The sequence below is a fragment of the Clostridioides sp. ES-S-0190-01 genome, assembly GCF_020658275.1.
GTDB lineage: Bacteria > Bacillota > Clostridia > Peptostreptococcales > Peptostreptococcaceae > Clostridioides.
This window is the reverse complement of record NZ_JACVWA010000043.1, coordinates 16,250-42,722: the sequence shown is the minus strand read 5'-3', so window position 1 is coordinate 42,722 and position 26,473 is coordinate 16,250. Positions and strand designations below refer to the sequence as shown.

Annotated in this window: 24 protein-coding genes, 1 pseudogene and 1 riboswitch; of the genes and pseudogenes, 7 read left to right on the top strand and 18 right to left on the bottom strand. The window is 26.6% G+C overall.

Going from position 1 to position 26,473, the window contains the following annotated elements:
• The first annotated feature begins 351 nt into the window (after positions 1–351).
• Positions 352–1,194 (top strand): creatininase family protein, encoded by an 843-nt coding sequence (locus IC214_RS16470; RefSeq protein WP_227432879.1) that lies wholly within the window; start codon positions 352–354, stop codon positions 1,192–1,194.
• Between the two features lie 917 nt (positions 1,195–2,111).
• Here IC214_RS16470 and IC214_RS16465 read toward each other — a convergent pair.
• From IC214_RS16465 to IC214_RS16455, 3 genes and pseudogenes are all read right to left on the bottom strand, one after another.
• Positions 2,112–2,963: pseudogene (locus tag IC214_RS16465) on the bottom strand (4Fe-4S binding protein); the annotation flags it as partial.
• 10 nt (positions 2,964–2,973) lie between these two features.
• Positions 2,974–3,123 (bottom strand): CD1871A family CXXC motif-containing protein, encoded by a 150-nt coding sequence (locus IC214_RS16460; RefSeq protein ID WP_227432878.1) that lies wholly within the window; start codon positions 3,121–3,123, stop codon positions 2,974–2,976.
• Positions 3,116–3,700 carry a TlpA family protein disulfide reductase gene (locus IC214_RS16455; RefSeq protein ID WP_227823733.1) on the bottom strand — a complete coding sequence of 195 codons (585 nt, stop codon included), beginning with the start codon at positions 3,698–3,700 and terminating at the stop codon, positions 3,116–3,118. Before IC214_RS16455 ends, IC214_RS16460 begins: the two co-directional genes overlap by 8 nt.
• Positions 3,701–4,121: 421 nt before the next feature.
• Here IC214_RS16455 and IC214_RS16450 point away from each other — a divergent pair, with 421 nt between their 5' ends.
• Positions 4,122–5,447 (top strand): MATE family efflux transporter, encoded by a 1,326-nt coding sequence (locus tag IC214_RS16450; RefSeq protein WP_227823732.1) that lies wholly within the window; start codon positions 4,122–4,124, stop codon positions 5,445–5,447.
• Between the two features lie 177 nt (positions 5,448–5,624).
• Here IC214_RS16450 and IC214_RS16445 read toward each other — a convergent pair whose 3' ends face one another.
• From IC214_RS16445 to IC214_RS16415, 7 genes are all read right to left on the bottom strand, one after another.
• Entirely contained in the window at positions 5,625–6,416 is a 792-nt protein-coding gene (locus IC214_RS16445; RefSeq protein WP_227823731.1) for an ABC transporter permease, read from the bottom strand.
• Positions 6,417–7,292, bottom strand: a complete 876-nt coding sequence (locus IC214_RS16440) for an ATP-binding cassette domain-containing protein (RefSeq protein ID WP_227823730.1) — start codon at positions 7,290–7,292, stop codon at positions 6,417–6,419.
• A 3-nt stretch (positions 7,293–7,295) separates the two neighbouring features.
• Positions 7,296–7,664 carry a GntR family transcriptional regulator gene (locus tag IC214_RS16435; RefSeq protein WP_227432872.1) on the bottom strand — a complete coding sequence of 123 codons (369 nt, stop codon included), beginning with the start codon at positions 7,662–7,664 and terminating at the stop codon, positions 7,296–7,298.
• Positions 7,665–7,851: 187 nt separating this feature from the next.
• Positions 7,852–8,511: a deoxyribose-phosphate aldolase gene (gene deoC / locus IC214_RS16430; RefSeq protein ID WP_227866815.1), complete on the bottom strand. Its 660-nt coding sequence runs from the start codon at positions 8,509–8,511 to the stop codon at positions 7,852–7,854.
• A gap of 35 nt (positions 8,512–8,546) precedes the next feature.
• A complete protein-coding gene (murJ, locus tag IC214_RS16425) occupies positions 8,547–10,091 on the bottom strand; it encodes a murein biosynthesis integral membrane protein MurJ (RefSeq protein WP_227823729.1) in 1,545 nt (514 codons plus the stop codon).
• Between the two features lie 541 nt (positions 10,092–10,632).
• Positions 10,633–11,517 carry an RNA polymerase sigma factor RpoD/SigA gene (locus IC214_RS16420; protein ID WP_227432868.1) on the bottom strand — a complete coding sequence of 295 codons (885 nt, stop codon included), beginning with the start codon at positions 11,515–11,517 and terminating at the stop codon, positions 10,633–10,635.
• 290 nt (positions 11,518–11,807) lie between these two features.
• Entirely contained in the window at positions 11,808–12,284 is a 477-nt protein-coding gene (locus IC214_RS16415; protein WP_227432867.1) for a type I restriction enzyme HsdR N-terminal domain-containing protein, read from the bottom strand.
• Positions 12,285–12,551: 267 nt separating this feature from the next.
• On the opposite strand from IC214_RS16415, the gene IC214_RS16410 reads away from it, so the two are divergent.
• Positions 12,552–13,742: a DUF1002 domain-containing protein gene (locus IC214_RS16410; RefSeq protein WP_227482326.1), complete on the top strand. Its 1,191-nt coding sequence runs from the start codon at positions 12,552–12,554 to the stop codon at positions 13,740–13,742.
• A gap of 79 nt (positions 13,743–13,821) precedes the next feature.
• Here IC214_RS16410 and proC read toward each other — a convergent pair whose 3' ends face one another.
• The 7 genes from proC to IC214_RS16375 all read right to left on the bottom strand — a co-directional run bounded on the left by proC (position 13,822) and on the right by IC214_RS16375 (position 22,395).
• On the bottom strand, positions 13,822–14,625 hold the full coding sequence (proC, locus tag IC214_RS16405; protein ID WP_227432864.1) for a pyrroline-5-carboxylate reductase: 804 nt from the start codon (positions 14,623–14,625) through the stop codon (positions 13,822–13,824).
• Between the two features lie 36 nt (positions 14,626–14,661).
• Positions 14,662–15,252, bottom strand: a complete 591-nt coding sequence (locus IC214_RS16400) for a helix-turn-helix domain-containing protein (protein WP_413840640.1) — start codon at positions 15,250–15,252, stop codon at positions 14,662–14,664.
• A 1,089-nt stretch (positions 15,253–16,341) separates the two neighbouring features.
• Complete coding sequence (locus IC214_RS16395) at positions 16,342–16,950, bottom strand: DNA-3-methyladenine glycosylase (protein WP_227432862.1); 609 nt, start codon at positions 16,948–16,950, stop codon at positions 16,342–16,344.
• A gap of 114 nt (positions 16,951–17,064) precedes the next feature.
• A complete protein-coding gene (locus tag IC214_RS16390; RefSeq protein ID WP_227823726.1) occupies positions 17,065–19,803 on the bottom strand; it encodes a PAS domain-containing sensor histidine kinase in 2,739 nt (912 codons plus the stop codon).
• Positions 19,804–19,951: 148 nt separating this feature from the next.
• A complete protein-coding gene (locus IC214_RS16385) occupies positions 19,952–20,743 on the bottom strand; it encodes a MetQ/NlpA family ABC transporter substrate-binding protein (protein WP_227432859.1) in 792 nt (263 codons plus the stop codon).
• Positions 20,744–20,780: 37 nt separating this feature from the next.
• The gene (locus tag IC214_RS16380; protein ID WP_227432857.1) at positions 20,781–21,437 is read right to left on the bottom strand and encodes a methionine ABC transporter permease; all 657 of its coding nucleotides are present in this window, start codon (positions 21,435–21,437) and stop codon (positions 20,781–20,783) included.
• The gene (locus tag IC214_RS16375) at positions 21,430–22,395 is read right to left on the bottom strand and encodes a methionine ABC transporter ATP-binding protein (protein WP_227432855.1); all 966 of its coding nucleotides are present in this window, start codon (positions 22,393–22,395) and stop codon (positions 21,430–21,432) included. The genes IC214_RS16380 and IC214_RS16375 overlap by 8 nt, the downstream gene beginning before the upstream one ends.
• Positions 22,396–22,513: 118 nt before the next feature.
• Positions 22,514–22,620: riboswitch (SAM riboswitch) on the bottom strand.
• A 596-nt stretch (positions 22,621–23,216) separates the two neighbouring features.
• Here IC214_RS16375 and IC214_RS16370 point away from each other — a divergent pair.
• Genes IC214_RS16370 through IC214_RS21210 form a run of 3 tightly spaced genes read left to right on the top strand, consistent with a single transcriptional unit; the run spans position 23,217 to position 24,787 of the window.
• A complete protein-coding gene (locus tag IC214_RS16370; protein WP_227866814.1) occupies positions 23,217–23,840 on the top strand; it encodes a TetR/AcrR family transcriptional regulator in 624 nt (207 codons plus the stop codon).
• Between the two features lie 15 nt (positions 23,841–23,855).
• A complete protein-coding gene (locus IC214_RS16365) occupies positions 23,856–24,662 on the top strand; it encodes an alpha/beta fold hydrolase (RefSeq protein ID WP_227823724.1) in 807 nt (268 codons plus the stop codon).
• A gap of 26 nt (positions 24,663–24,688) precedes the next feature.
• Positions 24,689–24,787 (top strand): cysteine-rich KTR domain-containing protein, encoded by a 99-nt coding sequence (locus IC214_RS21210; protein WP_227433305.1) that lies wholly within the window; start codon positions 24,689–24,691, stop codon positions 24,785–24,787.
• Positions 24,788–24,939: 152 nt separating this feature from the next.
• Here IC214_RS21210 and IC214_RS16355 read toward each other — a convergent pair whose 3' ends face one another.
• Positions 24,940–25,539 (bottom strand): hypothetical protein, encoded by a 600-nt coding sequence (locus IC214_RS16355; protein ID WP_227432853.1) that lies wholly within the window; start codon positions 25,537–25,539, stop codon positions 24,940–24,942.
• A gap of 244 nt (positions 25,540–25,783) precedes the next feature.
• Between IC214_RS16355 and IC214_RS16350 the strand changes: the two genes are divergently transcribed.
• Positions 25,784–26,380, top strand: coding sequence for a DUF3793 family protein (locus IC214_RS16350; protein ID WP_227432851.1), 597 nt, complete (start codon positions 25,784–25,786; stop codon positions 26,378–26,380).
• Positions 26,381–26,473: the final 93 nt, after the last annotated feature.

Below are 26,473 nucleotides of genomic sequence, written 5' to 3'. Positions count from 1 at the left end.
AATTTAAATTGTATTTCTAATAAAGTTTTCATAAATACCATAAAGTTTTTTGTTTTAATTTCCGATTGGTGTTTTTTGAATAAATATCTTCTATTTTTTAATAGTACTATACTTGCTCTTTATATTTAGTCTAAAAAATATTGTAATAAATTTATAAGCATTAACTTTTTCACTTAACAATTATTAAAAGAATCGTCGTTGTTTTTAAAATCAGAGTTATTTCTTTCTTGACACTAATATATATATATATTACTATTTATATAAAGTACTATATATACATATTAGTGTTAATTATTATGTATATAGAAAATAACATCACTACTAAAATAAATTTTCAGGAGGTTCAAGGCTATGAATTATAACTTACTTACTCTTTCATGGGAAGATATTTTGAATTTAGACAAAGAAAAACTAGTAGTATTTGTTGGTATAGCTCCAATTGAGGAACATGGTAGACATTTACCAATAGGTGTGGATATTTATGAAACAGATGAATGGATTAACCTTGCAATTAATAAACTAGACTCAATTTTACCTAGCTATTGTTATGGAAAACTGCCTATAATACCTTTGGGCTTTGCAGATATGGGAACTTTCCCAGGTAATATTCATATTAGCCGTGAATTAATTTACAAAATAATTTATAGTACATTAAAGAACATAGTCAAATGGGGTGTTAAAAATATCGTTGTTATATCTGCTCATGCTGACCCACTACATACAATTGCTATAGAACAAGCCTGTGAATCAATCAACAAAGAATATGGCATAATTTCCATTGCACCTATGGGTTCAATTTTTAATTGCGAACAAAAGGGAATCTTAAGAAAATTTTCTAATTCTATTAAAGAAAAAATCAAATTATTTCCAAATGATTTTCACGCAGGCTGGATTGAAACATCTAATATGTTATCACTCTATCCAGAATTAGTAAATGATAATTACCAAGAACGCCCTGATATATCTATTCAAGATAACGAAATGATGAACATCCAAAAAGTTATCAATACAATTAAAAATGAAGGTCATATTGGATTTCCTAAAGAGGCAAGTGAAGAATTGGGAGTTGAACTAAACAATGACATTGGAGAACAAATATACATAGCTACACATAATTTTATTCTTCGTTCTAATTATGAAAAATATATGAATCATCCTTTATATCATGTCCCAAACTTAAAACTTAAAATTTAAAACTTATAATTACTATAATACTTAATTTTTCAAATCAATATAATCTATTTATAACCTATAAAAAATACCTACATAAACTCTTATAAATAACATAAATAGTATAATAAAAGTGGCACTTATAATTAAGTGCCACTTTTATTATACTATTTATGTTACATATTTAATTATTTTTATATAATTCAAGTAAATATTTATATTGCCAATTATGTTCTTTATTAGCATCTTTATTTCTATAAGAAACAACTTTTACATAATAAACTTCTACATATTGACCATAATTTTAATAAATTATTGAGTATGTTTTATCTATAAATTTAGTTTTTTTATTCTCCATCAAGTTTTTTAAAATAATCTTTATTATACTCAGCTAGATAATCTGTACCTCCTCCAGTAATTACATTTAAAAGTTTCATTGCAAATTCAGGGCTAGCTTTACATATATAATTTTCCCCAGACTTAACGACTTCTAAAGCAATTGTAAACTCTTTTTTATTTGCAGAATCAATGTCCTTCATAGTTGGATTAGGCATCATTTCTCCTAATTTAGGAGGATTCTTTTTTAATATAGAAACCATATCTGTATTATTAATTTTTAAATCTACAATAACTTTATCGTCTTTTTTCTTTATATTTTCGATTTTCCAAGACATATTTTTAGAATACATTTTAAATCCTTCTTTGTCACTATAGATAAAACTACCTAACCCTGATTCTGGAAAATATTTATCTACTTTATCAGAATCTTGAGTCTTTATTGCATTAAACATATTATCTACTTCACTTTTTATTTTATTGTCATTATTACACCCAGTTAATACTAATACTGAGATTGCAAACATCATAATACATATAGTAATCTTCTTCATTAAATTATTTCCCCTTACATTTTTTTTAAATATTGATTTATTCTTTATATTTTTTGAAAAAGTTACAGTAATTGCATTTTTAGGGCACACTTTTATACAATCACCACATCTAATACATTCTAAACTATTTACATCTTCATATATTGGAATATCAAGCTTACATTTTGACTGACATACTGTACAATTTGTACATTTATCTTTATCAATTTTAAATCTATATATTGAAATAGGATTAAAGAAACTATAAATTGCACCTAAAGGACATAAGTACCTACAAAATGGTCTATAAATCATTATTGACACTAATAAAATCAATATCAAAATACTTAATTTCCAGCTAAATAAGAATCCTATGGATTCTTTTAAACTTTCATTTTCTAAAATAAGAGGTACCCCACCTAATAATGTACCTGAAGGACAAATCCACTTGCAAAACCAAGGATTACCACCACCTGCTACATTTACAATAGTAATTGGTAAAATAATTACAAAAACTATTAAAACTATGTATTTTAGATATTTTAAATATTTGTCACCATAAACTTTTTTTACTTTTAATGGAAATGGTATTTTATATAATAAATCTTGAATAAGTCCAAAAGGACAAAGCCATCCACAAACAAAGCGTCCAAAAAAAGCTCCAAATGCCATTAAAAATCCTACAACATAAAATGAAAATTTATAATCCCTACTTGATAAAACGGCTTGTAGTGAACCCATTGGACATGCACCTAGTGCCCCTGGACAAGAATAGCAATTTAATCCAGGTACACACAAGTTTTTACTTTCTCCACCATAAATAGTCCCTTGCAAAAAACCATTTATATATCCATTTGTTAATGCTGTAAATGCAATCTGAGTAATAATTCTTATATTATTGTTTATTTTTGATAATAACTTCATGATTGCTCTCCTAACCAATACCAATACATTCAAGGCAAATCATAATTGCTTTAGTTAATACTATATTTGCTTCTCCACGATATATGCCCAATACAATAAATGAAATACCAATTACAATAATAGAAATACCTTTTTTATTTTCTTTAATAAAGTTACTCATTACTTTTTACCATCTTTAATCTTTCATCTATAATTTTTTTCCATTCTTCTTTGCTATTTGCACCTGCAACTTTGTCACCTACAAATTTCCCGTTCTTGTCTACAAAATAAGTTGTTGGAAACTCTATAATTCTTTTAAAATCAGTCTTTTTCAAACCTTCAGATACTGTTAATTGTTGATAGGTAGCATTTGATTTTTTCATAATATCTTTAACTAAGTCTCTCTCTTCATCCGAAAGACCAGTTTTCATATCAGCTCCATCCACTTCTACAACTAATCCCTTTATAGCTACATTTGAATTATTACTTGCATATTCTTTTGATAAAGCTTCAAGTTCTGGCATCTCACCTACACATGGACCACACCAGGTAGTCCAAACATTAATAAGAGTAAGGTCTTTACTTGAAAACACCTCCTTTGTTACCTTATTTCCATCTACATCTTTGGTTTCTAGATTAAAAAACCATTCACTATTCTTTTCGCTTGTGTCTATAGGCTTAGACTCTTTTTTACTACAACCAGAAAGTATACCTAAAGCAAAAACACATCCCAAAACTAATACAAAAAACCTTTTCATACTTCACACTCCTAATATCTATATAATATATAAAATTGTTGATTGAAATAAAAGTAACCTATTCTCTATACTATAGTTATTATATTTAATAAATAATAGCCAACCTAAGGAAAACTATATTGAATATATATAGTTACTAAAATATACTTCTTATCAAACAAAATCTTATATATATGATAAGCTGTAAAACTTAAGATTATATACCTATATTTCTAAAGATTTTCTTAAGATATAATTATCTTTTTCAATAGAGTATAGTTATTCTTTCAATAAAAGTTCATTAATCGCTATTCTATAAATCCTACGAAACATAAGTTATTATTGATTTAAAGCCATTTATAATATTAACAAAGTTTTTCTTGACTATATAGTTACTATATACCTTATTATATATAGAGAGTAATAAAAGGAGGTAAAATTTATGGAAAATTTATTTACAAGAAAATTCACTACTTTTGAATTTCTAAAATTTGTTTCTCCTGCAATTATATCCATGGTATTTATATCTTTATACACAATAATAGATGGTATATTTGTGTCAACATTAGTTGGCTCAGATGCTCTTGCTAGTATAAATATTGTACTACCCATAATCAACCTTGTTTGTGGTTTTGGAATAATGATGGCAACTGGTGGAGGAGCTATAGTTTCTATACGTATGGGGGGAAATAGACAAGATGAAGCCAATTCTACATTTTCTTTTATAGTTTTATTTTCATTGATTATTGGAATTTTATTCACAGTAATCTCGTATTTTTTTGTCAAAGAAATATCTATTTTACTTGGAGCAACAGATAAACTACTACCTTATTGTATAACTTATGGTAAGGTTATGATTTTATGTACACCTTTTTATATTTTAAAATTTATATTTGAATATTTTACAAGAACTGATGGAAACTCTAAACTTAGTTTATTTCTATCAGTAATTGGAGGTGTAACAAATATAATATTAGATTATGTGTTTATTAAATATTTTGGAATGGGTCTTCTAGGTGCTGCGGTTGCAACTGCTATAGGTATCATTTTAACTTGTATTTTAGGTATAGCCTACTTCTTATCAAGTAAATCTACATTAAAATTAAAAAAACCAAAAACTGATTTTAGACTTATAAGAGATACAATGATAAATGGTTCTTCTGAAATGGTTACAGAATTATCTACAGGAATTACAACATTCTTATTTAATATAGTTGCTTTAAGATTAGCTGGAGAAACTGGACTTGCAGCTCTTACTATAGTACTTTATGCTCACTTTTTGATGACATCGGTTTATCTAGGTTTTGCTGCTGGAGTATCACCATTGATAAGTTATAATTTTGGTGCTGAAAATAGTGATAAGTTAAAAGAAACATTTAAGCATTCTTTAAAATTTATATTTGTTTCTTCTATTTTAGTTTTTATTGTAGCTTTAGTTTTTGCACCACTTATTGTTAGGGTTTTTGTAAATCCTGATAATGGAGTATTTGGTTTAGCTTTACAAGGTCTAAAAATATTTGCTTTTGCTTTTTTATTTGTTGGTATAAATATATTTGCATCAGGATTTTTCACAGCATTTCACAACGGAAAAATTTCAGCTATTATATCTTTTAGTCGTGCCTTTGTTTTTGTAATTATAGGAATTGTAATTCTTCCTCCTATATTGCATCTAAATGGATTATGGCTTACTGTTCCATTTGCTGAAATTATAACTATATTTATATCTATATTGTTTATAAAAAAATATAAGAGTAAATATAAGTATTAGTAAAATATATATTTGTTAAAATTAGTAAAGCTAGCTTAAAGTGACCGTATTTAAATTTCTCTTTAGAAACTTTATATTTGCAATGAAATTAAAGCCCTTAAAATCCAAAACAAATGGTTTTTAAGGGCTTTTTACTATTAATATTTAAATCTACTTTTAAGGTAATTTATATTTTAACTATAATAAATCATTTGCATAATCCTTAATTGGAGCTCTTCTAAGTAGTAATATTATTAAGGCTACACAAACAAATATAGTTCCTACTTTTAACCCTAATAAAATAGAAGTATTTTCAAATAAAATAATAATTTTATCTAAATATGTAATCATTTTTTGCATATGTTTAATTGCAAAATTAACTACATAAATTAATATCAATATTGGTAGTCCTATCAATAGAGTAAAGCTAGTAGCTTTTCTAACCCTATAAGTAAAAGCACCCAATAAAGCGCCTATCAAACCTATACATATTTCACTAATACATAAATTTATAAAATAATTTAAGTAAGCTAGTGGCATATTTGCTGTTGATGATTCTATTATTGTGGGTATAGAGATCCAAAGTAAATCTTGTTTCAGTAAAGATAATATATCCACCTTATAACCAGTTATAAACTCCATAGATAACTTTGATAAAAATATTAAAACTATACTTATAATAGAAAGAACAAAGGACAAAATAATTAAGGTTAGTATAATAGCTTTTATACAATTCTTTCTATCTGCCCTTATACTTAAAGCCCCTGAAAAATCTTTATTTACTATGGATATTCCATATACAAATATTAGTATACTTATATAGTTTAAAAGTGTCGTTGTGAAAGATGATAAGTCTTGTTTAGGCAAATTAGCAAAAGTTACAATAATAAGTGGTAAAACATTTAAAAAAGCACCCATTACCAAAAATAAAATTATATATAGTTTTGTATTTTTATTAAAAAATTTCATATATGGTCTTAATTCATTCAATTACAAAACCTCCTTTTTAGTCATACTTACAAACATATCTTGTAATCCTATGTATCCTACATCTATATTTGAATTTTCAATTATATTTTCATCGTTTTTACTAAAGTCACCATAGTAAAAGTAGGCAACTGTATTTCCAAATGATTTCTTAGGCTTTACATTTATTATTGCTTCTAACTTTTCTACTTCTTCTCTGCTTCCAGTAATATAATGAGCTTTTTGTTTTATAGTATCAATATCTTCATCTATAATAATCTTACCTTCATTTAATATTATTACATGCTCTAATAAATCATCTATTTCATCAATTAAATGAGTTGATATTATTATCGTTCTTGGATTTTTTATATAATTATCTAAGATTACATTATAAAATTCTTGCCTGTTTACTGCATCTAGACCAATTGTTGGTTCATCAAATATAGTGATGGCTGAATTGGAACAAATTCCTATTATATTTGAAAGTATAGTCTTCATTCCCCTAGACAATTTTCTATACTTTTTCTTTATATTTAAATCAAAATATTTACATAGTTTTTCTTCTAATGCCTTATCATAATTTTTATAGAAGCTAGAAGAAAACTCGAATATTTGACCTACTTTAAAGTCTGAATTATAAAATTCTTTTTCTCTTACAATACAAATATCTTCCAATACTTTTAAATCTTCTTTTATATTTTTTCCTGAAATTTCTATATCTCCTTCACTTTGAATTAATTGATTTACTATTATATTCAATAATGTAGTTTTCCCAGCACCATTTTTTCCTAATAAACCATATATTTTATTTTCTTCAAAATTCAGAGACATGTTATCAAAAATCTTTTGTTTTTTGAAGCTATGAGACAAATTTTTTATCCTGATAGAGTTACTCATACATTACTCCCCCTTAAAATTTATTATAATATCAACTAATTCTTCTCTGTTTATCTCTAATTTATCTGCTTCTTGAAGTAGATTTTTTATAAAATTATTTTTAAAGTTTTCTTTCCTAACTTCTTTTATTATACTTCTTGCCCCCTCTGATACAAACATTCCTATCCCTCTCTTCTTGTATAAAATATTCTTATCAACTAATGTATTTATTCCTTTCAAGACTGTAGCAGGATTAATTTTATAAAGCTTTGAAAGTTCAGTTGTTGATGGAACCTGCTCTTCTTCTTTTATTCCATCTGATAGTATTTCATCTTCAATTGCTCGTGCTATCTGAATAAATATGGGTTCTTCATTATTTAATATTAATTTCATAGGTTCCTCCTTCCCAAGTTAGTTAATTACTTAAGTAACTAACTATAAGACTATAATATATTATAAAGTTTTTTCTGTCAAGATTAAATAAAAAAAACAGAGGGAAATTTCCCTCTGCCTTTTGTTCTATAAATTTATAATTAAACTAATATCTAGTTGTCATTGTTTTATCCATTAATTAATAGTTTTAATAACCTGTTATGTCTTCATTTTTTAATATTTTACATATTGAGCTAGTACCTAATCTTTCAGCACCTGCCTCTATAAATTTTTCTGCATCAGAAATCGATTTAACGCCTCCAGCAGCCTTTATCTTAACATTTTCTCCAACATGCTCTTTCATAAGCTTTATATCTTCCAAAGTAGCTCCACCTGTTCCCATTCCAGTAGATGTCTTTATAAAGTCTGCACCAGACACTGTTACTATCTCACACATCTTTACTTTTTCACATTCCTCTAAATAACATGTTTCTATAATAACTTTTAATATTTTCTCTCCAATAATTGCTTTTATTTCTTTTATTTCATTTTCTATCTTCTCATAGTCTCCATTTTTAATGTCTGAAATATTTACAACCATATCAACTTCATCTGCTCCATTTTTAATTGCATCTTCAGCTTCAAATACCTTTGTTGCAGTAGTTTGATATCCTAGAGGAAATCCTATTACTGTACATACCTTTATTTTACTATTTAAATATTCTGCTGCTCTTTTTACATATGATGGTGGTATACAAACTGATGCTACATTCATGTTTATAGCCTCATCACACAAAACCTTAATATCTTCCCATGTCGTTGTAGCCTTTAAAATGGTATGGTCTACCGTTTTTAATATGTGTTTCATAAAATCCTCCTAAATATATAATTAATATAGTTAAACTAGTTTTTTAAGTGTAACTTTCTTTTTGCAATATTTAATATCATATCAACTTCTTCAACTTTAAAAATGGTCATTAGTAATGTGTAAATTCCACCTCCAACTATTACTGAAATGGTTAATGATACTAACTCGTTAAGAGTACCTACGCCTAAAAGTCCAAATATAAATTTATACGTAAAATATGATAAAATTCCCATAATAACTGATGCTACTAATGATTTTAAGGTTGCTTTTATTATCTTATCTTGTCCAAAATAACCTACTTTCCTTCTTAAATTTATGAAAAGTAACAATATACATGCAATTGATGATGAACTAGTTGCAAGAGCAAGACCACCATGAGCCATAGGTTTTATTAAAATTAAATCTAGCACTATATTTACACAAACAGATATAATACCATTTACCATAGGTGTTTTTGTATCTTGTAATGAATAAAAAACTTTACCTAATATATCTCTAAGTCCAAATGCAGTCATTCCAACTGCATAGAAAACTAAAGCAGTTGCTGTCATTTGAGTTGCTCTAGCATCAAAAGCTCCTCTTTCAAATATAATTCTAACAACTGGATTTGCAAAAACAATAGACCCAACTGAAATAGGAATCATAGAAATTATTATCATATTGACACTAGATTTAACTGAACTAGTAAATTTTTTTTGATTATTCTCTGCACTTAATTTTGACAGCATTGGGTACATAACAGACACTATTGAGGCTGTAAATGTCCCTGTAACAAAACCATTTAACCTATCTGCATAAGTAAGTGCTGGTATACTACCTTTAACTAATGTAGATGCTAAAGTTGTATCAACTAATGAGTTTACTTGATTAACAGCAACACCTATAAACACTGGTGAAAGTAATACCAGCAATTTTATAAGACTATCATCTTTAAAGTCTAAGTAAAATGAATATTTGTAATCTGTTTTTTTAACAAAAAACATGTAAAAAAGTAGCTGAACTATCATAGCAACTACCGCACCAACTGGAAGTACATATGGTCCAAACACGGTACTTATCATTATTGAAATAATTATTACTATATTATAGGGTATACTACCAAATCCAACTATGATAAAATTTTCTTTTATTTGTAAAAATGCTGACATAACACTAGTAATACCTATAAATATTATTCCTGTTATAAGTACTTTAGTAAATTTTACAGTAAGCTCAAATCTCTCGCCTTCAAATCCTATAGCAAATATACTCACAAGTTGTTTTGAAAAAATCACACCCAGTATAGCTACAATTATGCATATACCAACTATTATATTTAAGACATTGTTTAAAAATTTTACTGCCTGTTTTTCACCTTGTTTACTACTTATGTCTTGATACATAGGTATAAAAGTAGTAACTATAGCAGTTCCTATTGCTGCAAATATAATATTTGGTATATTCATAGCGGTCAAATAACTTTCTGTATACAAACCTGTTCCATAAATTGATGATAAAACTAATTCTCTACCCATGCCAAGAATCTTAGATATTACAGTAACTATCATCAAATAAAAAGTTGCTTTAGCCACTTTGCTCATTTCATCACTCCACTTCTAACACACTTCTTTTAGTTCAGTAAAAGCTAGCCTATTATATATAATTTAATACATTATTCCTACATTTTACAAAGATAATAGTAGTTGTTTATTTTTTAATATATCATAAATAATATTACCTTTCTTATAACTTAATAATCTCCACATAAGGAAAATATATAATCATTTTTAAGTTATATTTTAACATATTTTATCTATTTTGAAAAATTTTAATCACTTTTACTAGATAACTATTCATTTAAAGAAAATCAAAAAAAGTATTCTCCTCAATGAAGAATACTTAACAGAAATATATAAGTGCATTTTAAAGAAAATATATAAATATGATTATTAATAATCGTCACTAAGCTAGTAAAAACTCAACTTTTCTACAAGTTAAAGTAATGTAGAAGTAATTTTTATTTTATTAACTTCATGTTTTCCTATTGAAAAACCATTATTGACTATGTGTAAGTATAACAAAAGAAAAAATAAAAGTAGGAGAATCTTTCTCCTACTTTCTTTTATATTCGCTTTAAAAATATTAATAAAAATGCTTTAATTGTTTTAATTTACTTGGATGTCTTAATTTTCTTATTGCTTTAGCTTCTATTTGTCTTATTCTTTCTCTAGTAACTCCAAACACTTTTCCAATCTGTTCTAATGTCTTAGGGTCATCATCATCAATGCCAAATCTCATTCTCAAAACCTGCTGTTCTTGTTCTCCAAGACCTGTAAGTAATTCTTCTATTTTTTCTTTTAAATTATGTTGTTCCACTTCATGCATTACAACATCTTTAAAATCAGCATCTGATGGTATAAATTCAACTAAACTACTATCTTCATCTTCTTTTAATGGTGTATCCAAAGATACAACATTTTTATCTCGTTTTAATAATTCCAATACTTTCTCAACCTCAAGACCACAAGCATCTGCAATCTCATCTACAGTTGGTTCTCTTAATAATACATTTAAAAGTTCTTGTTTCTTTTTCTTTACAAAATTTATTCTTTGGTGAAGATGTATAGGTATTCTAATAGTATTTTCGCAATCATCAATATATCTTGTTATGCTTTGTTTTATCCACCATGTAGCATAAGTGCTAAATTTGTATCCTTTTTTATAATCGTACTTCTCTACTGCTTTTATGAGTCCTATATTTCCCGCTTGAATTAAGTCTAGCATATCAATACTATCTCTTTTATATCTTTTTGCTATGCTCACTACCAACCTATAATTTGAATTTATAAACTTTTCCTTTGCTACTGAAGATGAGTTGATTATTTCCTTTGCCAGCTCTACCTCTTCTCCTGCTGACAACATTTTGTATTCCTCAATTTCCTTTAAATACATTTTCATCGCATTTGATACATTTGATGAACCCACACAAATATAATTTTCATAATTATTTTCTTTTTTAGTATCCATAATCAAACCCCTTCTATTCATAGAATTTGCTAAAACAAAAATAAATAATTTAAAACTACATAATCTACAACTACATAATATCCCCTTCTTCAAATAAGTTGTTTTGTATATTATGTATACAAAGTTATAAAAACTATACCTATAATATTATTCTACCTCTAACCCTAATATCCTCCTTATATATATAATTTATTTTATTATATATTGTTATATCCTAAGTTTTTAGATTGATATATGTCTAAAAAAAGACTGTTGATTAAACAGTCTTTTTTAATATATATGCTTGTTATTTACTTTTCATGATGATTGCATCCACATCCACAATTTTCATCGTGATGATGATGTTCTTCTTCTGAATCTTTAACTTGTTGTTCCATCTCATTAAACTCTTTTACCATTATATCATAAGTTGGAAGTGCTGCCTCAGTATCATATTCTTCGCCTCTCCAATCAGCATACATCATAGCATCACCATTAGTTAAAACCAATCTACCTGACATAGTTATGTTATCTACTTCTTCTAAAAATTCTATTTGTTTTTGTAAAACTTCCCCTTCTAATTCTACATCTTCATCTAAACACTGCACTATCATTACTGGAGCGTAATAATCCTCATCATCTTTAACATTTACAATAATATCTAAAGTTCCCTCTGCACCTTCTTCAAATTCTGCTAATTCAACATTTGTATCAATCATGTCCTGAGGTACTAATAAATCTTCTATTAAATATTTTATTACTCTGTCTTTTACTAATTCTTTTGACATTTATTTTTTCTCCTTCCGATTCTATAACATTATCATAATCATTTCTATATTATAGTATACTACATTAATTGTTTTTTCAATCTCTTATAAAAATTATTTTTTTATTATTTACCTTATATTACCTTTTTTATTACAAACTTGTAATCGCATTGATTTAAAAAATAGTTTATATTTAGTATAATAGAAATGTAGCACATATTTTTATTCAATATATTGATAAAAATATATATTGAAAATGTAATGTATGTTAAATCTAGGAGGATTATTATGAAGTTTAAAAAACAAATTAGCTCTATTATTATATCTACTATGCTTGTGTTTGGAAGTTTAAACCTTGCTTATGCAGATGGAACAAATGTTGTTACACTTGGAGCTAACTTATCAGAATCTCAAAAACAACAAATGCTTAATTATTTTGGAGTTAAAAAAGACCAAGTCTTAGTTTTAGATGTAACAAATGCAGAAGAAAGACAATATTTACAAGGTGTTGCAACAGAGAGCCAACTTGGTAAAGTTACTATTTCTTGCTCTTATGTTGAGCCTACAACAAATGGCAATGGAATTAATGTTAAAACAGCAAATTTAACTTGGGTAACTAGCTCAATGATTGCTTCAACACTTACAACAGCTGGTCTTGAAAATGCAAATGTTATTGCTGCTGCTCCATATCCTGTAAGTGGTACTGGTGCATTGACAGGAATTATGAAAGCATTTGAAGATGCATCAGGAAAAAAACTTGACGAAACAAAAAAGGAAATTGCTTCTGAAGAGTTAGTGGTTACAGGTGATTTAGGAGATGATATAGGTCAAGAAAAAGCAACTGGTGTGATGAATGATATCAAAACAGAAATTGTAAAAAATGGTACAAAGGATACTAATCAAATAGCTAATACGATAAATAATGTTGTAAACAATTACAATATTACTATTACACCAGAACAAAAAGAACAAATTCAAGGTGTAATGAAAAAAATAGCTGACCAAGATTATGATTACAATAATATGAAAAATACATTGGATAATGTATCAGACAATGTAAATGAACAACTAAAAAAATTAGGTGATAGTGTTAAAGGTTCTGGAATACTAGATACTATAGGTGGATGGTTTAGTGGAATAGGAGATTGGTTCTCTGGTTTATTCTCAGGAGGAGATAAAAAAGATTTGGGAATCTTAAATAACACTAATGATGAGTCTCTTGGCTCAAATGCTGTGATAAACTCTACAGAAGGTGTTCAAATAAATCCACAAGATAATACTAACTCTAATAATACAGATAACTCAGAAGATAGTACTAACTCTAATAATACGGATAACTCAGAAAATAATAGCGAGAATAATGATAACACTCAATCAAGTGAAAATAACACAACTAATAATTCTGAAAATCAATCCAATACTAATGACTCAGTTGGTTTCTTTGAAAAAATAAAGAATTGGCTTTCAGGTTTATTTTAAAAATTAAGTAAATAAAAGAATTGCCTAATATAGAAATTTTCTATAAAAGGCAATTCTTTTTATCTCAAATAAATTCTTATTACTTGCTCATTTTTTGAGATTTTTCTATACATGCACATATAGCTTTTATAACAGAGGCTCTAAAACCTTCCTCTTCAAGGACTTTAACTGCTTCTATAGTAGTCCCTCCAGGTGAGCATACCATATCTTTTAGTTCACCAGGATGTTTTCCTGTTTCAAGTACCATTTTTGCAGAACCCATAACTGCTTGTGCTGCAAATTTATATGCTTGTTGTCTTGGCATTCCTGCAATTACTGCTGCATCTGCAATAGCTTCTATAAACAAAAACACATAGGCTGGTGCAGAACCACTCGCTCCAATCACTGCTTCTATAAGATATTCTGGTACGACTTCAGTGTTTCCAAAAGAACTAAATACTTCTACCACTGCTTCTAAATCTTCATCTTTTATATTTTTATTTATAGATATTGAAGACATAGCCTCATTTACAAGTGCAGGAGTATTAGGCATAGTTCTAACTATTTTTTTATTTTCACCTATAATTGCCTCTATATCTTTTATAGATTTTCCTGCTGCTATTGTAACTATAATCTTACTATCATCTACAAAATCTTTTATCTCTTCTAAAATATCATCATATATGTCTGGCTTAACAGCTACAATTACTATATCAGAATTTCTAGTAACCTCTTTTGAATCTTTTGTAGTATTTATACCAAAATTTGCATGTATTCTATCAAGAGTTCCTTGAGTATATGCTGATGCTGTTACCATATTAGGTTCAACTAATTTTGAATTTACTATACCACCTATCATAGCACTGGCCATATTCCCTGCACCTATAAATCCAATTCTTTTCACTGTAATACTCCTCCTTAAATAAGTAATAACTAAACTTTAAGCTTCTTTAACTGTATCAGAATTTTCAAATGGATTTGGTATACTTACCACTAAAATTCTTACCATCTTATTAGTATAGTTAACCCAATTGTGATTGTTCTTTTCACTATTGTAGTGTATTGTATCACCTGGATACATTTCAATTTGCTCGTCACCCAAAAACACTGTAAGAGTGCCCTCTAAAACATATACAAATTCTTCACCACTATGTACATAGCAACAAATTTCTTCACTACTTTTACTTGGAAGAATTTCAATTAATCTTGGTAACATAGTTTTTTCTTTTAAATTAGATGATAAATGATAATGTATAAATGTTGAATTTTCTACATCAAAAACTTCTTTTTCATAACTTCTTAATACAGGTCTCTTATGCTCCTTTGGTTTCATAAAAAAGTAAGTTAAATCTACATCCAATACATTTGCTATTTTACCTAATGAATCTGTTGCCACACTTGTTAATCCTCTTTCAAGCTGTGACAAAAATCCAATTGATAAGTTTGTTTTCTCACTCATATCTTTCAGTGTCATTTGTTTTTGAGTTCTAAGTTGCTTTATTTTTGCTCCTATGTCCTTATTCAAAACCATCACCCCTAAATAATTTTAATTTTTTCATAATATAAATATAAGAATATAAATATAGGCTATTATATCTATAATATTTCACCTCAAAAAAACTTTATTAGTATAAATATAATTTATTCACTTTCTTTTGTCTACACATTTATCATTATTTATAATTTATTATATATATCTCTCTACCTAATTTAATAAAATTTATTAATCATTTTTCTATTTTTTAATATATCTGATTATAATGACTTTTTTTATATTATAAAACTATATTATAAAACTTAAGTTATTCCTATAATTTACTTTATTATTTATATAGTTCATAATATATAAATCCTATTAGTATAATTTTTATCAGATTACTATCTTTAATTTATGTATATTGCATTATATAGTTTATTTGAATTTAACTATTAAAAATCAAGCTTATTATATTGCTATTTCTACAGATTTTTACATCCTTTACAATAATTATAACATAATTTTACAATTTAATAGTATCTATTCAATGCCTTTTTTTATTTCTACAATATCTTATATTTTACAGTCTAAAACTATACATATTTTTCTAATATTTATACAGATACAGACTTGTTATTTCCTAATTTAACAATCGTTATCAAAATATTTATCATCTTTTTAAATTCCATTTTTAAATTTTCTGTCTAACAATAATTTTCATAATAAACCATATGAAATCACCTTATAACCTCAATCATACGATTTTAAATATATCTCTATTCTAAAGATACTTTCTTTTTTTGTCAAAATTTTTCTATTTTTTATAAATAATTATTTGTTGTAATAAATAATCTGTTTAATATAAAATAAACTAACTTTATATATAAACACGACTATTCTTAATAAAATGCGTCCAAAAGTTAATATTCATTTATTTTATAGTATAATATTATCATACTTATTTTGTTGAAATATATCTTTGTTTGTATAAACAAAACAATTGAAAATAATTATAAAAATCTACTGAAAATACATCTCCTGCTTTATAAATTTATTTATACTAAAATAAAAATTCTATAAAAAATAAGATATATATTTATAAAAAATAATTTTTATAAATATATATCTTATTGATATCAGTACCTATTCTATATAAAAACGCCATAAAAAGTCTTTTGCTTCTTCTGCATAGTCTATATTTATACGTTTACTAGTTTTTATATCCAATTTATCTTCACTAAATACTTTTTTTCCTTCATTATCATAATAAAAGTCACTTATATACAATTCTTCACCCATTATACTCTTACTATTTAAGCTTCTATCTATTTTTAAAGCCTTACAAAGTTTTCCTGGTCCATTAGTAATATTTTTTATTTGATACTTACTCAAATTATCATACAGTTTATTATATCTATTTACAGATATCTCATTTAAAGAAGTTATTGGTTCGACACCTCTTATTAACACACACTCTGGTACATTTTCTATATTTGCTGATAGATTTAGACAATTGTACATACCATAAATTAAATAAACATATATATGTCCACCATCTAAATAGAGAGGCTTAGTTCTCTCAGTTCTTTTATCACCATATACATGTGCGCCTTTGTCATTTATACCCATGTATGCCTCTGTCTCTACTATCTTGGTAACAATTGTTTTATTTTCATATTTTCTTATTAAATATTTACCTAATATAGATTTAGCTAAATCAATTCCATTTTTCCTAAAAAAATCCTTTTCCAAAATTTCACCTCATAAAGTTTATTTATAGTCAGTTAAATACAGCTAAAATCATAAGTAAAATTAGTCTGCTTTTAATTGTATATTAATATATAAAATAATGGATTTCAATATTTACTACTTATATATATCAAAAAATTCTATCTCGAATTTTTCAATATTATCGTTGTAATTTGATTTATCATAGACTTCTTCAACTACTTCTTTAATTGGGAATATTATTTTTACCTTTGTTCCTTCTCCTAATTTACTATCTATATAAATTTCTCCATTTTGAATTTCAATTAACGATTTTGCAAGACACAATCCTATTCCACTGCCGAATTCGTTTGATATACCACTATTTTCAATTTGTTTAAATCTATTAAATATGTCATTTAATTTTTCCTTTTCTATACCTATTCCAGTATCTTTTATAAGTATTTCTACATTTTCACCCTCTTTATATATTCCTACAAGTATTTCTCCACCTTCTAAAGTAAACTTTATAGCATTTGATAATATATTCAATATTATCCTCTCTATAGATTCTGGGTCAAGTCCTACTCTCATGGTTTCTTCATTTGTATCAAAAACTAAGTCTATTCCCTTAGATTTTGCATAACTGCTAATGGATGTAACTATTCTTTCTGTTATATCGATAATATCAAAGTTAACCGCTTTAATCTTATATATTTCTGATTTAACTTGAGAAATATTTATTATATTATCTATTAATCTTAATAATCTAAACATGTTTTGTTTAGTTATTTTTATGTGTTCTCTTAATATATCTTGACAGTCAATTATCTTTCCTTTTTTATAAAGATTCTCGATAAGCTGAACTGAACTATAGATATTATTTAAAGGGGTCTTAAGTTCATGAGATATATTAGCATAGAACTCCATCTTCATCTGGTCATACTGTCTTTGTTTTATTAATGCTTTTTTAAGTCTCTCAGACTCTCTTTGTACACTTAAATCTTTAATTATTCTCACTCTACTTCTCTTCTGCCCAAAGTATAAGGTTCTTGATATCATCTTTACTTCTTTAATATGATTGTTTTCATTTACTATATGAATACTTTTTTCTCTTTCACCTATATTTAAATTGTTTATGTATTTTTTTACTAAGATATTTCTATATTTTTGTGTTGTTACGCCTAGTACATCACTTGATATTCCAAATAATTCTCTAAAAGCTCTATTCGTATAGAGTACTCTTGATGTACTTAAATCTTCAAGAAAAATAGCCTCTGGTATAGCATCTAATAATTTTTCATATATTATTTTTTGTTCATTTACTGTTCTAAGTATATTTATTTCTTTAGTTATATCTCTAAATGTAAGTAACTTAAATAATTTATTATTTGACCAATAATCTCCAACTCTCACTTCTTCAACATGTTCTTCGCCCTCTGAATCAGACATTACAAAATTAATTATACAATTTGCCGTATCATTATAACTTACTATTTCAGCTTTCTTTTCTTTTGTTAGATTTAATCTTTTAAACTCTCTATTATCAAAAAAATCTATGTTAAAGGTTTCAAAATATTTTTCTAATGTCATATTAACTAGCTCTTTTGGTGTACATTTAAAACTCTTTTCATATTTTTTATTTATGCTTATTACTTTATTCTTCTTTATACCACCTTCTGCACTTCTTACAAGTATAGGAGATGGTATATTTAATATTATATTTTCATAATCTTTATTTATAGCCCTTATCTCTTTATCCATTTTTATTTCATTTGTAATATTATTTAAGCTTATTAAATAATTACTTTCTTCTTCATTATTACTTAAACTTAACAAATATATTTTATTATTCAACTCTACTTGTTTATCAATTATACTTATATCCGTATCAAATTTCTTTAGCTTTTCAGCTACATGCTCATCTTCCTTTATAAAATTTAATATGTGATAAAAGTTTTTCATATCCTTTGAAAATTCATCTTTAAATGCATTATTTGTATAACTTATATTAAAATCATAATCTGTTATTATCCATACATTTGGTATAGTATCAAGTGCTTGTCTTAATAACTCTTTTCTTTCATCTATGTAATTTTTTAATGTTTTCTGTATAGTCATGTCCTTTTCTATTGCTAGATTTATCTTACTTAATTGTTCTGACTTTTTACTTAATTTCTTATTTATTGAATTTAATTCATAATATGGATATACCACTCTATTAATTAGACTGTATACATACACATAGTAAGTATAATTACATAACAATAAATACACTACTCCTATTAATCTATCTGTATCTACTATACTAATTTGACAAGTTGTTATAAAACCTATAATAGTTGCAAATAAAGCAAAGTATGATAAATTTTTTATTAAGCTATAATGTTCAGTTTCACTATTAGTTTTGTTTAATACAAACAATAAATTGAACAAAGACATGACAACATTAATTGCCATAATAATCATATTCAAATAAAAGTTATTAAAAATACTTCTTAGAAGATAATCTACTATTACAAAAGTACTGTTGAAAATCAACAAATGACTTATTCTCAGCTTTTTTATTTTAGAAATTGTTAAGTATATAAATGTAGATATATTAATTATACTTAAATTGAGTATCATAACTTGGAATTTTTGAATCTCTAATTCTGCTATGCCTAAAATCCCCACAAAAACTAATACAAGGCATCCTAATTTTAGTATGTTTATAAATTCATCTTTTTCAAAACTAGTTATATAAACTATAGAATATCCAAATATCCAAAGTAAAATTATTCTATACATATTTATGGAAACTGTATACAAATTTATATTCAAAAGTGCAATAATTAAAAATAACCCATTAGCCAATATATAGCCCTTATTCTTCCTTAAAGTTCCTTTAGATTCCATATTCTCCACCACTTCTTCATTTTTATATAGTTTTATCTATAAATATGTTACCACAATTCTCCCAAAAAATTTGTCACTTTCTAGTTATAAAAAAAAATGAGTAAAGTTTTTAAAATTTTACTCATTTTATAGATTTTGTATATTTAATTTAAAAAGCTGGAACTATACTTCCTTTATATTCATCTTGTATAAACTTTTTAACTTCTTTACTATTCATAGCCTCTGATAAAGCTTTAATCTTATCGCTATCTTTATTATCTTCTCTACAAGCAATTATATTTACATATGGAGAATCGCTTGATTCTATTACTATTGCATCTTTAGTAGGATTTAAATTCGCTGTTAAAGCATAGTTAGAATTTATTACTGCTCCATCAACATCTTTTAATACTGTTGGTAATTGTTCTGCATTCATTTCTTTTATTTGTATATTTTTAGGATTTTTAGTTATATCTTTTTTAGTTATAAGTTCGCCATCCTTTACTTCTATTAATTTATGCTTTGCTAATAATTTAAGTGCTCTAGCTCCATTAGTCGCATCATTTGGTACAGCTATAACTGCTCCATCTTTTACTTCATCTAATGATTTAACTTTTTCTGAATAGAATCCCATTGGCTCTATATGAACTTTAGATGTATAAGTAAGTTTATATTCCTTTTCCTTCACAGTCTCCTCTAAAAATGGAATATGTTGAAAGAAGTTAGCATCCAAAGAACCCTCATCTAAAGCTGTATTTGGAAGCACATAATCATCAAATATCTTTACTTCTAAATCATATCCTTTTTCTTTTAATAAAGGTTTTGCAACTTCCAATATTTTTGCATGTGGATTTGATGATGCCCCTACTAATATTTTTTTATCCTCTTTGTTTGAACATCCTACTGCTGATATTGCTATTGCTGACACTAATGCTACTGATAATAATTTTTTTAATTTCATTTTTTACTCCCCCTTTAAAAATGTTTTATTGATTAAATTATTTTAGTTTCTTATAAGCTAGATTTCCTAAACCTTGTATTATTTGAACTAGTATTACAAGTGCTATTACTGTATAAACCATTACTGCTGTGTCAAATCTTTGGTATCCGTAAATAAGAGCTATATTACCTAGTCCACCAGCTCCTACTGCACCTGCCATAGCTGTATAACCAAGTATAGAAATTACTGATAATGTAATTCCAGATACTATTGAAGGCATTGCTTCTTTTATCATAACTTTAAATACTATTTGTTTTTTTGTAGCTCCAAAAGATTTGGCAGCCTCTATTAGTCCCTTATCAACTTCGTTTAATGAACTTTCTATAATCCTAGCGATAAATGGTGCTGCACCAATAGTTATTGGTACTATTGCAGCAGTTTCTCCTATACTTGTTCCAACAATTAATCTTGTTATTGGAATCATTGCAACTATAAGTATCATAAATGGGAAACTTCTAAATATGTTTACTATAAATCCTAGTGCACTATTAATCGTACTATTTGGTTTTAATCCATCTGGTTTTGTCACTACTAATATAATTGCTAGTATAAATCCTAATATTGTTGCCACTACAGTTGGTACTATGACCATATATAAAGTTTGTAGTAATGCATTTGGAAATAGTGTTGTTAAAAAATCAATTAGACTATTCATTTATCATTTCCTCCCATCTTATGTCCTTATCTGTAAGATACTGTTTTACTTTATCTCCACTTTTATCTGAAACATTTATAATAAGTGAACCTAAAATATCTTCTTTAAATTGTTCTAATTTCCCAAATATTATAGATACATCTATGTTTAACTCTCTTGCCATTGTTGTAATAATAGCTTCATTAGAAATGTCTTTAGGGAATAGTATTTTTATATTTGTTCCTTTTGGTAAAATTATACTTTCTTCACCTATTAATTTTCTAAGTCCTTTAGTATTTCTCAAGAAAATTTCTTCTGTATCTCCTATTTCTAATACCTCTCCATTTTCCATTATTGCCACTCTTCCACAAATTTGTTTTATAACTTCCATTTGGTGAGTTACAACTATTATTGTTATTCCTAGGTTTTTGTTTATATCTTCAAGTAATGAAAGAATTGATTTTGTAGTATTTGGGTCTAGTGCTGAAGTTGCTTCATCACAAAGAAGTACTTGTGGGTTTAGTGCTAAAGCCCTAGCAATTGCAACTCTCTGTTTTTGACCACCACTTAAGTTTCTTGGTTTATCATTTTTCTTTTCAGATATACCAACCACTTCTAGTAACTCTAAAACTCTTTTTTTTATTTCTGCCTTTGTATATCCAAAGCACTCTAAAGGTAATGCTACATTATCAAACACTGTTTTTCTTTCAAGTAATGAAAAGTGTTGAAAAATCATACCTAACTCTTTTCTTAAATCCCTCATTTGCTTTTCATTTAATGACTTTACTTCCTTATTAGATACAAGCACACTACCTTCTTGATATTCTTCTAGCCCATTTATACATCTAAGTAGTGTTGATTTTCCAGCACCACTATGACCTATTATTCCAAAAATTTCTCCAGATTCTATCTCAATACTTACATCTTTAAGTACTTGAGTCTTTCCATAATACTTATTAACATTTTTTATGCTAATCATAAAATTTCCTCCCCACATATTCTGCTCAATTTGTATGTTTATTTTTATTTATGTATTTTAATTTTGTATCTAACAAAATAAAAGCCTGAGTATAAACTCAGGCTTAGAAAGCTATTTATACTCATCTATCAACTATATTAGTTGCAGGATTTAGCACCAATGTATATAAAATATACTGGTTGCCGGGTTTCAAAGGGCCAGTCCCTCCACCACTCTTGATAAGACGTTATTTAATTCGATTATCATTTCTTGCTATGTTATATATAATATATTTATTAATAATATTTGTCAATAAATTTATTTGAAATTTTTATTTTTTATTATTCTGAATTGAAAACAAAGTTCATAAAACCTCATATCAGTTTAGAAAATGGATATCAAGATACTACTCTTTCAATTATTTTGACAAAACTGATACTTGTTCTATCTAATTTCTATTTGGATGTGGATTTCTTCGAGTAGAATGTTAGTGATTTTCCAGCAAAAGTAGAAGCATATAAAGAACTTATTTGCAAAGAACTTGGAGTAAAAAATAAAAACGAACTATTTTAAAATGCGAAGTAAATATTTGTGAAAATATTAATCATCTGAACTGGAGTTATTGGAACTTTAAATACAGTCTCGTTGGCAGGCAAAAACCAAATACGTCACTATGTAAGAAAAGATTGTAATAAAGCATTATAATATCTCCACTTGTAACATTTTTTTGAAAAACTCATTGACAAGTAAGTGACTAATAAGTATACTAAATATCAGTGACCACATGGTCACTAATATTGTACAACGGAAATGACCAGTCGGTCATTACATAAGGAGATATCATGCCTACAAAATTATTTTTTGAGCTTAATGAAGACAAACAAAGGAATATTATTAGTGTGGGAATATCTGAATTTGCAACATATGGTTATACAAATAGTTCCACCAATAGAATAGTTAAAAGCTCTGGTATTAGTAAAGGTAGCTTGTTTAAATATTTTTCTACTAAAGAAGAATTGTATTTTTTCATACTTGATACCGTCACAGCAGACTTTATTGAAAGTTTAGAAAAAAAGACAATCGCCATTTCACCAGAGTTATTCCAACGAATAATTGAATATTCTGCTTTAGAATTTTCTTGGTATATTCAAAATCCTGAAAAAGCAAAATTGTTAATAGGTGCATTTACAAGAAGTGATACTGAGATTTACCAAAAGACCATAGAACGATATAGTATTAAGGAATTTGATGTATATGACAATCTAGTTAAAGATATTGATTTGAGTAATTTTCGTTGGCATAAGCAGAAAACTATCGACATTTTGAAGTGGTTTCTAAAAGGTTTTAACGATTCTTTTTTAGTAAGTACTCAAATAGATAACTATTCATTCGAACACATACAAAATGAATATGTAAAAAGTCTAACAGAATATCTGGAAATATTAAAAATGGGGCTTTTAAAATAAAAGGAGGATACAGTTATGTTTTGGAAGGCAAAAGGTGGATGCGTCAGCATTGACGATACAGATATGGACTATATCTCTTTTGGAAATGGTAGTGATATTTTAATCATGCTTCCTGGACTAGGCGATGGATTAACCACAGTCAAAAGAATGGCTATTACAATGGCTATCGCATATCGCATGTACGCCAAAGACTATAAAGTATATGTTTTTAGCAGAAAAAACCATTTAAAAGAAGGTTATTCTACACGAGATATGGCTAAAGACCAAGCGAAAGCCATGAAAATACTTGGTATCACTAAAGCTAAAGTTTTAGGTATTTCTCAAGGTGGAATGATAGCACAATACCTTGCTATTGATTATCCCGATTTAATTGAGAAACTCGTACTGGCAGTTACGCTATCAAAGCAGAATAAAAACATACAAGAAGTTGTTGGGAATTGGATTACATTGGCAGAGCAAGAAAAATATAAGTATCTAATGATTGACATATCAGAAAATTCTTATTCAGAGAATTATCTAAAAAAATATCGTTTTCTTTACCCCTTGCTTGGGAAAATCGGTAAACCTAAAGATTTTAGACGGTTTCTCATACAAGCATCCTCTTGTATTCAGCATGATGCATATATGGAGTTGAATAATATTATATGTCCCACTTTGATAATTGGGGGCGATAACGATAAGATAGTTGGTGTAACTTCTTCTGTTGAATTAACTGATAAAATTAAGGACAGCGAATTATTTATATATAAAGGTCTTGGACATGCTGCGTATGAGGAAGCAAAAGATTTTAATAATCGTGTTCTAAATTATTTATCGAAATAAAGTAAAGCATTATAAAAATAGAGTAGATACGCTATCCTGTATGTGGCAACAAAACAAGGCTAAAAATTCGATTAGATACTATACCTGAAAATTTCTCGTTTTATATTTTTTTACTGTTTTTATAAGCCATCATTAAATATTGAAATCAAATAGGCGTAAAACGGAATTTTTAAGCAACTAAAACAGAAACACATAAAGCCACACAAACATAGTGTTCGTGTGGCTTTACAGCGCTTTATAAAATAATTTTTATTGTTGATATTGGCAGGTTATTCTACTATTTTTTATTATTTCCTGTTATTCCTAATCTATCATTCATGTCTTTTATCATTTTTCTAAAACCACTACCTATATCATTTCCAACATCTTCTGTTCCATGAACTAGTTTCATAAAGTCATTTTGACCTTTTTTCATATCTTCATCAGATACTTTATCTAATTTCTCTAATCTAGCATCTATATCTTTTACTAATCTTTCACCTTCAGTTATTAATTCATCATTCATTTTCTTTAATTCAGCATCTTCTGTTTTACCATCTTTTTTAAGAGATGTTACAAATGATTGTATTTTGTCTCTACTGTCTTTGTATGCAGCCTTTACATCACTTAAATATTTTTCATTTCCTGGATATTCTTTATCTTTAAATTGATTATTTATACTTTCTGGAGTATCATAAATAGAATATCTATTTAAACCTGCTATATAATCATTATAGCTTGTTGAATAATAATTCATATAACCTTCATTGTTGTTTACTGATTCATTTGGATTTTTTCCTGCATTTTCATTTGGTTTTTCAGTTTTTTTAGTACAAGCAGTCATACCTATAGCTAATACTAACGCTAGTCCTACAAATAAAGTTCTTTTTAATTTCATTTTTATTATCCTCCTAGATGTTTTATATTACAAAAAGTTTTAATAAAGTTCTTTCTCAATTTAGTATTTCTATATTTTTATTTTTTATTTACTAAAATTAAACAATTTATAATTTATTTTTTGGGAAATTATAATAGATAAGTAATTAATAAAAAAAATATAATTTTATTATTGATATTGATTATCATTCATAGTATAATTTAATTAATTGATATTAATTTTCATTTGAAGGAGGTTATCTTTTATGCATTGTTGCAATTCACAATTTTGTTGTAAGAATAAAATTGAATCATCATATATAAAATGGCTTTTAGAAGTTTTAGGTCCAGTTTTTTTAGGCTCTAAACCTGCTGAAATAATAAATATTTCATTTACTGATGTAAATAGAGAGGAAAAAATTAATGATATTTACAAATATCTATATAATTGTAAAAGAATAGATTTTATAGTTATTGATAAAGAAAAAAAAGGATTAAAAATTTTATTTGTAAATAAAACAGCATTGTCAGAAAGATTAAAATGTAAAAAAACAGTAAATTTCTTGAAGTTTTTAGGATACAAACAAAATACTAATGTAAATGCTTATTTAGAGCATCTAGTTGAAAAGCTTAAAACTGATACTTTTCCTGATGAAATAGGTATTTTTTTAGGATATCCCCTTAAAGATGTAATTGGATTTATGGGATATAGTAACTATGAAGTTTCTATGATTAGGTATTGGAAAGTTTATGGTGATCCAAAACAATCAGAAGACACATATTCTAAGTTCTTGCTTCATCGTAAAAAAATGAGAAAATTACTTGACTACATAAGTGTAGATAAAATAGTAAGCTGTTTCTAATTAGATTTTATTCTATAAAATAATTAAAAATAAAAATACATCCTTTTTTATCATGTTATTATCACAATAACTTAAGGATGTATTTTCTATTTT

Excerpts from the sequence above, each read along its gene's own strand:
- IC214_RS16470 (WP_227432879.1), top strand. The coding sequence starts at position 352 with ATGAATTATAACTTACTTACTCTTTCATGGGAAGATATTTTGAATTTA.
- IC214_RS16460 (WP_227432878.1), bottom strand. The coding sequence starts at position 3,123 with ATGAGTAACTTTATTAAAGAAAATAAAAAAGGTATTTCTATTATTGTA.
- IC214_RS16455 (WP_227823733.1), bottom strand. The coding sequence starts at position 3,700 with ATGAAAAGGTTTTTTGTATTAGTTTTGGGATGTGTTTTTGCTTTAGGT.
- IC214_RS16450 (WP_227823732.1), top strand. The coding sequence starts at position 4,122 with ATGGAAAATTTATTTACAAGAAAATTCACTACTTTTGAATTTCTAAAA.
- IC214_RS16440 (WP_227823730.1), bottom strand. The coding sequence starts at position 7,292 with ATGAGTAACTCTATCAGGATAAAAAATTTGTCTCATAGCTTCAAAAAA.
- IC214_RS16435 (WP_227432872.1), bottom strand. The coding sequence starts at position 7,664 with ATGAAATTAATATTAAATAATGAAGAACCCATATTTATTCAGATAGCA.
- deoC (WP_227866815.1), bottom strand. The coding sequence starts at position 8,511 with ATGAAACACATATTAAAAACGGTAGACCATACCATTTTAAAGGCTACA.
- murJ (WP_227823729.1), bottom strand. The coding sequence starts at position 10,091 with ATGAGCAAAGTGGCTAAAGCAACTTTTTATTTGATGATAGTTACTGTA.
- IC214_RS16420 (WP_227432868.1), bottom strand. The coding sequence starts at position 11,517 with ATGGATACTAAAAAAGAAAATAATTATGAAAATTATATTTGTGTGGGT.
- IC214_RS16415 (WP_227432867.1), bottom strand. The coding sequence starts at position 12,284 with ATGTCAAAAGAATTAGTAAAAGACAGAGTAATAAAATATTTAATAGAA.
- IC214_RS16410 (WP_227482326.1), top strand. The coding sequence starts at position 12,552 with ATGAAGTTTAAAAAACAAATTAGCTCTATTATTATATCTACTATGCTT.
- IC214_RS16400 (WP_413840640.1), bottom strand. The coding sequence starts at position 15,252 with ATGGTTTTGAATAAGGACATAGGAGCAAAAATAAAGCAACTTAGAACT.
- IC214_RS16390 (WP_227823726.1), bottom strand. The coding sequence starts at position 19,803 with ATGGAATCTAAAGGAACTTTAAGGAAGAATAAGGGCTATATATTGGCT.
- IC214_RS16385 (WP_227432859.1), bottom strand. The coding sequence starts at position 20,743 with ATGAAATTAAAAAAATTATTATCAGTAGCATTAGTGTCAGCAATAGCA.
- IC214_RS16380 (WP_227432857.1), bottom strand. The coding sequence starts at position 21,437 with ATGAATAGTCTAATTGATTTTTTAACAACACTATTTCCAAATGCATTA.
- IC214_RS16375 (WP_227432855.1), bottom strand. The coding sequence starts at position 22,395 with ATGATTAGCATAAAAAATGTTAATAAGTATTATGGAAAGACTCAAGTA.
- IC214_RS16370 (WP_227866814.1), top strand. The coding sequence starts at position 23,217 with ATGCCTACAAAATTATTTTTTGAGCTTAATGAAGACAAACAAAGGAAT.
- IC214_RS16365 (WP_227823724.1), top strand. The coding sequence starts at position 23,856 with ATGTTTTGGAAGGCAAAAGGTGGATGCGTCAGCATTGACGATACAGAT.
- IC214_RS16355 (WP_227432853.1), bottom strand. The coding sequence starts at position 25,539 with ATGAAATTAAAAAGAACTTTATTTGTAGGACTAGCGTTAGTATTAGCT.
- IC214_RS16350 (WP_227432851.1), top strand. The coding sequence starts at position 25,784 with ATGCATTGTTGCAATTCACAATTTTGTTGTAAGAATAAAATTGAATCA.